This window comes from Pseudomonas sp. GW821-FHT09A09, from assembly GCF_059418405.1.
In genome coordinates this window covers 98,529-107,204 of the sequence record NZ_JBWKPU010000022.1, presented here as the reverse complement: position 1 = coordinate 107,204, position 8,676 = coordinate 98,529, and the positions used below count along the sequence as shown (strand labels likewise).

The window sequence follows — 8,676 nt, the reverse complement described above, 5'->3', positions numbered from 1 at the left end:
CCCCCCCCCCCCCCCCCCCCCCCCCCCCCCCCCCCCCCGGGCTCCTACAGGGTGTACAACCTTGGATGGAGAGGATTGTATGGGCCAATGGCTCGATAGCATTACCGGCTGGCTGACCCTGAACCCCGAATGGCTGGCGGTGGCGGTCTTCATCGTCGCTTGCGTGGAGTGCCTGGCCATTGCCGGGCTGATCGTGCCAGGCACGGTATTGTTATTCGCCATTGCCGCCCTTGCCGGCAGCGGCGCGCTGTCCTTGAGCGAAACCCTGCTGCTGGGTTTTCTCGGCGGGTTGTTGGGTGATGCGGTGTCCTACTACCTGGGGCGACATTTCCATCAGAACATCCGGCGCCTGCCCGGCTTGCGCCACCACCCCGAATGGATGAACAGCGCCGAAACCTACTTCCACAAATACGGCATCGCCAGCCTGCTGGTCGGGCGCTTCATCGGCCCGCTGCGGCCCATGTTGCCCATGGTGGCCGGCATGTGCGACATGCCCTTCCCCCGTTTCGCGGCGGTGAGCATCGTTGCGGCGGCGGGCTGGTCGGTGGCTTATCTGCTGCCGGGCTGGGCGACCGGCGCTGCGTTTCGCCTGCCGTTGCCCGAGGGTTTCTGGCCCGAGGCCGGCATCGTTGCGGCCTGTATCGCGGTGGTAGTGGGACTGAGCCTGAACAGCAGCCTGCGCGGCCATCGCCGCGCCACGCTGTGGATTGGCTGCGCCAGCCTCGCCGTGTTGATCACCCTGTTTATCGGCTACCCCCACCTCAATGACTTCGACCAAGGCCTGAGCGCCCTGGTGCAAGAACACCGCAGCCCCTGGCTGGACGAAGTGATGGTGCGCATCACTCAGCTGGGTGAGTTCAAGAAGATGTTCGTGGCCAGCGCCGTATTCACCGGCCTGCTGCTACTGGCGCGGCAATGGCGCCATGCGCTGTTTGTCGGCGCGACCCTGGCCGGTTCAGCGCTGATCAACACCGGGACCAAGCTGTTTTTCGCCCGTGGCCGCCCGGAAATCCTCACCGACCCGCTGACCAGTTTCAGCATGCCCAGCGGTCACGCCTCCGGCGCGTTTGCGTTTTTCCTGGCGCTGGCCGTACTGGCCGGTCGCGGGCAACCCATCCGGCTGCGCCTGACCTGGATGCTGCTGGGCTGTATCCCGGCGGCCTTCATCGCGCTGTCGCGGGTCTACCTCGGCGCCCACTGGCCCACGGACATCCTGGCCGGCACGCTGCTGGCGATGACGGTGTGCGCGTTCAGCCTGGGCGTGAGCCAGTATCGAAGCCCGCTGCCGGCCCTGTCGCAAAAAACCTGGTGGCTGCTGTTGCCGGCACTGGTCGCCGTGATGGGGTTCATCGCGTTTACCGGCACGCCCCACGCCCTGCTGCGTTATGCCTATTAAGTGAACAATTCGCCCTGCAACTCATCGAGCAGCATCTGGATCGCATCCAGGCGCTGCTGTGGGTCGTCGAGTTGCAGCAGGTCGATCTTGTCGGCCTCGGTGAACGGCAGCAGATACGCCAACTGATTGCCCAAGGCTTGCTGCCCGTCGGCATGGGCGTCCATGTCCAACGAGGCCACCATCGGGTGCTCCGCCAGGGCCTGGAGCAACGCCAGCAGGTCGGCGTCCTCTTCTTCCAGCGGCTGGTCCGGCAGTTCTTCGAGCCATTGCACCTCGGCGACCAGCAGTTGGTCCTTCTGCACGCCGGCGTCGCGCACACGAAAACGCCGCCCGCCTTCGACACGAATACCCAGCAGGCCGTTGTCCTGTTGCTTGAAATCACGGATCAGCGCTTCGCAGCCGATCAGCGCGTAGCCATCCGGGGCCGTGCCCACTTCGTTGCCGTCGAGGATGCACACCACGCCGAAGCTTTCGCCCTTCTTCATGCAGCGCGCGACCATGTCCAGGTAGCGCGCTTCGAACAGTTGCAGGTCGAGGGTGCAACCCGGGAACAGCACGGTGTTGAGCGGGAACAGCGCCAGACTCATAAAGGTTTCCTTCAAACCCGGATTAAACGATCACCGACACAGCCAACGGCAGGAACACCGCCGTGGCCACGCCCATCAGACTCATCGCCAGCGCGGCAAAGGCGCCGCATTCTTCACTCTCTTGCAGGGCCACCGAGGTGCCGACGGCGTGGGCCGTCATGCCCAGCGCCATGCCGCGCGCCTCAGGGCTGTGCACGCCCAGGCGCGACAGGTAGGCCGGGCCGATCATCGCACCGATCACGCCGGTGATCAGCACAAACACCGCCGCCAACGCAGCCACGCCGCCGATCTGCTCGGCCACCAGCATGGCAATCGGCGAGGTCACCGACTTGGGCGCCATGGTCATCAACATCATGTGTTCGGCGCCAAACCACCAGCCCAACAGCACACACAGCCCGGTGGCCAACACCCCGCCTACCACCAGCGTAGTAAAAATCGGCCAGAACAATTGACGAATGCGCCGCAGGTTCAAGTAAAGCGGCACGGCCAGGGCCACGGTCGCGGGGCCCAGCAGGATGCCCATGATCTCGGTGCTCTTGCGGTACTCGGCGTACGTCAGGCCACAGCTGACCAGCACACCGATCACCAGCAGCATGGACACCAGCACCGGTTGCAGGAAGATCCAGCGGGTTTTCTCAAACGCCGCCAGCACCAGTTGATAGGCGCCCAGGGTGATGCCGATGCCGAACAAGGGGTGATGAATCACGGCGGTCCACGCACCCTGCCAGTCGAAGATCATTGATCCTTCTCCTTGCGCTTGACCATCTGCTGCATCAGCACGCCGACAAAGCCCATGGCGATCACCAGCGACAGCACCAGCGCACCGACGATGGCCCAGAAGTCCGCCGCGATGTCCTTGGCGTACACCATCACCCCAACCGCAGGTGGCACCAGCAGCAGCGGCAGATAGCGCAGCAAGCTGCTGGCCGCCAGGCTCAGGGGCTCGCCGACTTCGCCCTTCCAGATCAGAAAGCCCAGCATCAGCAGCAGCCCGATAATCGGCCCCGGCAAGATGGGCAACAGCAAATGGTTGATCGCCGTGCCGATCAATTGAAACAGCACCAGCCAGGTCAGGCCACGTAGCAGCATCCGTTCTTCCCCCTCGAAACGTCCCGGCATTATAAGCACGCCCGCCCTATGCTCAGGCATTCGCCAAAAGCATGGTGGCTTGACCGGGCGGGGTGCCCATGATGATCTAAGATGGATTTCGCACACCTATAAAAACCGATGAACCAAGGAGAGTCGCAATGCCCTATGTACCTGTAGCGCAGCTCAAAGATTATGTCGGCAAGGAACTGGGACGTTCCGAATGGCTCACCATCGACCAGGCCCGTATCAACCTGTTCGCAGAAGCCACTGGCGATCATCAGTTCATCCACGTCGACCCGGTCAAGGCCGCGCAAACGCCGTTTGGCAGCACCATCGCCCACGGTTTCCTGTCGCTGTCGCTGATGCCCAAGCTGATGGAAGACATCCTGATCATGCCCGAAGGCCTGAAGATGGCGGTCAACTATGGCCTGGACAGCGTGCGTTTCATCCAACCCGTGAAAGTCAATTCCAAGGTCCGCCTGAACGTCACGCTCACTGACGTCACCGAGAAAAAGCCAGGCCAATGGCTGTTCAAGGCCACCGCTACCCTGGAAATCGAAGGCCAGGAAAAACCGGCTTACATCGCAGAGTCGTTGTCACTCTGCTTCGTGTAACGCCCAGCCCCCCGTAGGAGCTGGCTTGCCAGCGATAAACGCAGCGACGCTGCATCGCCGGCAAGCCGGCTTCTACAGGTGAGTGGCGGGGCAAAATCCTCGCCACAATGTATGTAAATTTATGTATGAATCTCGCAGCTGCGGCATACTCGGCGCTCAATTATCCGGATCCCGCTATGCGCCCACTCGCTCCTCTTGCCCTTGCCCTGTTGCTCACCGCTTGCGGAGACGGCGAATCGCTGTTGCCGCCCGATGCGCGCCTGCCCGACGGCGGCCGCTACCGGGGCGATGTGGTCAACGGTTTGCTGCAAGGCCAGGGCCGGGTGGACTACCCCAACGGCAGTTGGTACGCCGGCCAGTTCGATAAGGGCCAGTGGCACGGCCAGGGCGAATGGCATGGCAGCAACGGCGAGGTCTATAAAGGCCAGTTCCAGCAAGGCCTGTTCGACGGCCAGGGCAGCCTGACCACTTCGGGCAGCAGCTATGTGGGCGGCTTCAAGAACGGTCGACGCAATGGCGAAGGCACCCTCAAGGAAGGGGCGATGACCTATCGCGGCGAGTTCAAGGACGATCAGTATTCCGGCCTCGGCCGCCTGGAGCTGGCCGACGGCAGCCAGTACCAGGGCCAGTTCGCCCACGGCAAGCCCAATGGCGAAGGCCAGCGCAATGACGACAGCGGCAACCAGTTCAGCGGCCACTTTGTCGATGGCCAGCTTGAAGGCAACGGCACGTTCAACAGCGCCGATGGCGACATCTATGTCGGCCAGTTCAAACAAAACCAGCTCAACGGCAAGGGCCGCTACGAAAACGCCGACGGCGACGTGTGGATCGGCCAGTTCAAGGAAGGCGCCCTCAGCGGCAAAGGCGAGTTGATTGGCATCGACGGCAGCCACTATGTGGGCCAATTCAGCGATTGGCGCTTTACCGGCGAAGGCCGCCTGAACCTTACCGACGGCAGCTTCTATATCGGCGGTTTCGACAGCGACAGCTACCAAGGCAAGGGCACCCTGGTGCTCACCGATGGCACGGTGCAAGCAGGCACCTGGGTCAATGGCATGCGCGTGCGCGATGCCGACGGCAAGCTGCTGCCCGATCCGCTGGAAACCGGAATACTGGCTCAAGGCCGCCTGTTGGAGGCCGCCCTCGCCGCGGTGCCTCCGTCCACCCCTGCTGTCGAGCTGTACACCCTGGTGCTGGCCGGTGATGGCAAGCAAAGCGTGTTCCTGCGCGAAGCCGATTACGTCAGCAACATGCTCGCCACCCGTTTTGGTGCGCGTGGGCAGATCCGCCTGGTCAACCACCGCGACCATATCGCCGACCGCCCCCTCGCGACCCGCGAAAGCCTGCGCCGCGCCGTGCAAACCCTGGCCGAACGCACCGGCCCGGAAGACCTGGTGTTCATTTATATGACCAGCCACGGTACTCACGAACACGAATTGGTGCTGGACCAGCCACGCATGGAGCTGGCCGACCTGCCCGCCGATGAGCTGGCCGCCGTGCTCGCGCCGTTGAAGAACCGCGACAAGATCATCGTGATTTCCGCCTGCTACTCCGGTGGCTTCATCCCGGCGCTTAAAGACGAGCGCACCCTGATCATGACCGCCTCCCGCGCCGACCGCGTGTCCTTCGGCTGCTCCGAAGAGGCAGACTTCACCTACTTCGGCGACGCCCTCTTCGCCCAAGCCTTCAACCAGACCGACGACTTGCAGCAAGCCTTCAAGCTGGCGCAGCAGCACGTGGCCGAACGCGAACAGGCGGACAACTTCGAAGCCTCCGAGCCGCAGATCTGGGCCCCCAAGGGTGTGATCGCCCATTGGCAACTTTTACGCAAACAGCAGGCACGAAAGGCGCTCGAAAGCGTCTCAATGAATAGCAAGGAAGCCAAAGGCAACTAAGCTGAACTGTGTAACAAGGGGGAAACACCATGTACCTGACACCTCAGCATATCCTGCTCGCTGGCGCCTCCGGCCTGACCGGCGAACACCTGCTCGACCGCCTGCTCAACGAACCCACGGTGACCCGCGTACTGGCACCAAGCCGCAAGCCGCTGGCCGAACACCCGCACCTGGAAAACCCGGTGGGCGACCCGGCGGTCTTCCTGCCGCAACTGAGCGGCCGCGTGGACATTGCCTTCTGCTGCCTGGGCACCACCATCAAACAAGCGGGCTCTGAAGAAGCGTTTCGCGCCGTGGACCTGGACATGGTCGTGGCCTTTGCCAAGCGCGCACGGGAAATGGGCGCACGCCACCTGATCGTGATCAGCGCGATTGGCGCCGATCCGAAATCCTCGATCTTCTACAACCGGGTCAAGGGCGAAATGGAGCAGGCGCTGAAGGCGCAAGACTGGCCGCAACTGACCATCGTGCGGCCTTCGCTGCTGCTGGGCGAGCGGTTGGAGCCGCGTCTGGCCGAGCAACTGGCGGGGCCGTTATCGAAGTTGATCCCCGGCAAGTACCGCGGCATCGAAGTGTGCGAACTGGCCCGGGCCATGTGGCGCCTGGCGCTGGAAGAGCAGGACGGGGTGCGGGTGGTGGAGTCGGATGAGTTGCGCAAGCTCGGCAAATAGTTCTTTGCTGACTGGACTGGCGCTATCGCTGGCAAGCCAGCTCCTACAGGGGAATGCATTCCAATTGTAGGAGCCGTCTTGCCGGCGATGAGGCCAGCCCCGGCACCATCAGCCCAAACGTTGGAATGCATTCAAAATGGGTCTATAGCCCGCCCGTGGCGTTAAACCCTACCCCCAACACCGTCAACACCGACAGCGGCAACAGCAGCGTGTCGAGCAACGCGCTGGCTGGCAGGTCGACATGGGGATAGCTCGGCGCCTCGGCACCGAAGCGGTCTTTGGCGCAGCAGCCGCCGTTGATCGCATACAAGTCGAGCCGCGTACCAGCATACACCACGGGTGCACCAGGTTGCGCGGCGTCCAGCGTGCGAGCGGTCGCGCAGCCGGCGAGTTGCAGCGCCAGCAGTACCATCAAGAGTTTATTCATCGCTGCTCAAATGGTGTTCGCCCCAACGTGGCAGCATGTCCTGAGGGATGTTCAGCAGGTTGAGAATGCGCGCCACCACAAAGTCCACCAGGTCATCGATGGTCTGCGGCTGGTGATAGAAGCCCGGCGATGCCGGCAAAATGGTCACGCCCATGTTCGACAGCTTGAGCATGTGCTCCAGGTGAATGCTCGAATACGGCGCTTCACGCGGCACCAGGATCAACTGGCGACGCTCCTTGAGGGTCACGTCCGCCGCGCGCTCGATCAGGTTGTTGCACGCACCGGTGGCGATCGCCGACAAGGTGCCGGTGGAACACGGTACCACCACCATCGCCGCCGGTGCGCCAGAGCCCGAGGCCACCGGCGACATCCAGTCTTCCTTGCCGTACACCCGGATCTGCCCCGCCGCCGCACCGGTGTACTCGGTGAGGAAGGCTTGCATCATCTGCACCTTGGCCGGCAGCGCGACGTCGGTCTCGGTGGCCAGTACCAACTGCGCGGCCTTGGAGATCAAAAAATGCACCTCGCGGTCTTCGCGCACCAGGCAATCGAGCAGGCGCAACCCATAAGGCGCGCCCGATGCGCCGGTCATCGCCAGGGTGACGCGTTCCGGGCCGCTCATTTCAGCGCCTCGGCCAACTTGCCATGCAGGCCGCCGAAGCCGCCGTTGCTCATGACCACTACGTGAGTGCCCGGCTTGGCCTGGCGCTTGACGTGTTCGATGATGCCTTCGATGGAATCACACACCGTGGACGGCACCGTACACCGCGCGGCAATGCCCGGCAGGTCCCAGCCGAGGTTGGCCGGTGCGTACCAGACGGCCTCGTTGGCATCGTTGACGCTTTCCGGCAAACCATCGCGGTGCGCGCCCAGTTTCATGGAGTTGGAACGCGGCTCGATGATCGCAATGATCGGCGCATCGCCCACCTGCTTGCGCAGGCCATCCAGGGTGGTGGCGATTGCCGTCGGGTGGTGGGCAAAGTCGTCGTAGATAGTAATGCCATTCACGTCGGCGACTTTTTCCATGCGGCGTTTCACGCTCTTGAAGGCGCTCAAGGCGGCGATGCCCATGGACGGCACAACGCCCACATGCCGTGCGGCCGCCAGGGTGACCAGGGCGTTGGCCACGTTGTGCTGGCCGGTCATGCCCCACTCGACAATGCCTTGGGGCTCGCCTTCAAACAGCACTTCGAACTTGGAGCCGTCGTCGCTGAGCAACTTGACCTGCCACTGCCCGCCCGCGCCGGTGGTTTGCACCGGGGTCCAGCAGCCCATCTCAATCACCCGCTGCAAGGCGGGCTCGGTGGTCGGGTGGATCACCAGGCCTTCGCTTGGAATGGTACGCACCAGGTGGTGGAACTGCCGCTCGATGGCCGGCAGATCGGGGAAGATGTCGGCGTGATCGAACTCCAGGTTGTTCAGGATCGCCGTGCGTGGGCGGTAGTGAACGAACTTGGAGCGCTTGTCGAAGAAGGCACTGTCGTATTCATCCGCTTCGATCACAAAAAACGGCGTGTCGCCCAGGCGCGCCGAGACCGAGAAGTTCTGCGGCACGCCACCAATCAGGAAGCCCGGGGCCATGCCAGCATGTTCCAGCACCCAGGCCAGCATGCTGCTGGTGGTGGTCTTGCCATGGGTACCGGCAACAGCGAGCACCCAACGGCCTTGCAGCACGTGGTCTGCCAGCCACTGCGGGCCAGACACATAAGGCAAACCTTTGTTGAGCACATACTCGACGGCCGGGTTGCCACGGGACATGGCATTGCCAATGACCACCAGGTCCGGCACCGGGTCGAACTGCGACGGGTCGTAACCCTGGGTCAGCTCAATGCCCTGAGCCTGCAACTGCGTGCTCATGGGCGGGTAGACATTGGCATCGGAGCCGGTGACGTGATGGCCCAGTTCTTTGGCCAGAACCGCCATCGAACCCATGAAAGTGCCGCAGATACCAAGAATATGAATGTGCATAGTCGACCTCGTAAAACATCGAGGCAGGT

10 protein-coding genes are annotated in these 8,676 nt (G+C 63.0%); 4 read left to right on the top strand and 6 right to left on the bottom strand.

The genetic code is table 11. The annotated features are described in order from the left end of the window. Positions 1-79 precede the first annotated feature (79 nt). Positions 80-1,396 (top strand): bifunctional DedA family/phosphatase PAP2 family protein, encoded by a 1,317-nt coding sequence (locus AC07OV_RS19625; protein ID WP_495092797.1) that lies wholly within the window; start codon positions 80-82, stop codon positions 1,394-1,396. Here AC07OV_RS19625 and AC07OV_RS19620 read toward each other — a convergent pair. Genes AC07OV_RS19620 through AC07OV_RS19610 form a run of 3 tightly spaced genes read right to left on the bottom strand, consistent with a single transcriptional unit; the run spans position 1,393 to position 3,072 of the window. Next, positions 1,393-1,983, bottom strand: coding sequence for an LON peptidase substrate-binding domain-containing protein (locus tag AC07OV_RS19620; RefSeq protein WP_176998538.1), 591 nt, complete (start codon positions 1,981-1,983; stop codon positions 1,393-1,395). The genes AC07OV_RS19625 and AC07OV_RS19620 overlap by 4 nt on opposite strands. A gap of 22 nt (positions 1,984-2,005) precedes the next feature. Continuing rightward, positions 2,006-2,722 (bottom strand): LrgB family protein, encoded by a 717-nt coding sequence (locus AC07OV_RS19615; RefSeq protein ID WP_176998539.1) that lies wholly within the window; start codon positions 2,720-2,722, stop codon positions 2,006-2,008. After that, positions 2,719-3,072, bottom strand: coding sequence for a CidA/LrgA family protein (locus AC07OV_RS19610; protein WP_178919383.1), 354 nt, complete (start codon positions 3,070-3,072; stop codon positions 2,719-2,721). The genes AC07OV_RS19615 and AC07OV_RS19610 overlap by 4 nt, the downstream gene beginning before the upstream one ends. A gap of 158 nt (positions 3,073-3,230) precedes the next feature. On the opposite strand from AC07OV_RS19610, the gene AC07OV_RS19605 reads away from it, so the two are divergent. The 3 genes from AC07OV_RS19605 (at position 3,231) to AC07OV_RS19595 (ending at position 6,252) form a co-directional block, all read left to right on the top strand. Next, positions 3,231-3,686, top strand: a complete 456-nt coding sequence (locus tag AC07OV_RS19605) for a MaoC family dehydratase (protein WP_003194496.1) — start codon at positions 3,231-3,233, stop codon at positions 3,684-3,686. 176 nt (positions 3,687-3,862) lie between these two features. Then, positions 3,863-5,581, top strand: coding sequence for a C13 family peptidase (locus tag AC07OV_RS19600; protein ID WP_494998133.1), 1,719 nt, complete (start codon positions 3,863-3,865; stop codon positions 5,579-5,581). A 29-nt stretch (positions 5,582-5,610) separates the two neighbouring features. Then, on the top strand, positions 5,611-6,252 hold the full coding sequence (locus AC07OV_RS19595) for an oxidoreductase (protein ID WP_494998132.1): 642 nt from the start codon (positions 5,611-5,613) through the stop codon (positions 6,250-6,252). Positions 6,253-6,394: 142 nt separating this feature from the next. On the opposite strand, the gene AC07OV_RS19590 is transcribed toward AC07OV_RS19595, so the two are convergent. From AC07OV_RS19590 to mpl, 3 genes are read right to left on the bottom strand one after another with little or no spacing between them, the layout of a single operon-like run. Beyond that, positions 6,395-6,679, bottom strand: a complete 285-nt coding sequence (locus AC07OV_RS19590; RefSeq protein WP_176998543.1) for a YceK/YidQ family lipoprotein — start codon at positions 6,677-6,679, stop codon at positions 6,395-6,397. Continuing rightward, positions 6,672-7,301: a flavin prenyltransferase UbiX gene (ubiX, locus tag AC07OV_RS19585; protein ID WP_071485426.1), complete on the bottom strand. Its 630-nt coding sequence runs from the start codon at positions 7,299-7,301 to the stop codon at positions 6,672-6,674. The genes AC07OV_RS19590 and ubiX overlap by 8 nt, the downstream gene beginning before the upstream one ends. Next, the gene (mpl, locus tag AC07OV_RS19580) at positions 7,298-8,647 is read right to left on the bottom strand and encodes a UDP-N-acetylmuramate:L-alanyl-gamma-D-glutamyl-meso-diaminopimelate ligase (RefSeq protein WP_494998130.1); all 1,350 of its coding nucleotides are present in this window, start codon (positions 8,645-8,647) and stop codon (positions 7,298-7,300) included. The genes ubiX and mpl overlap by 4 nt, the downstream gene beginning before the upstream one ends. Positions 8,648-8,676: the final 29 nt, after the last annotated feature.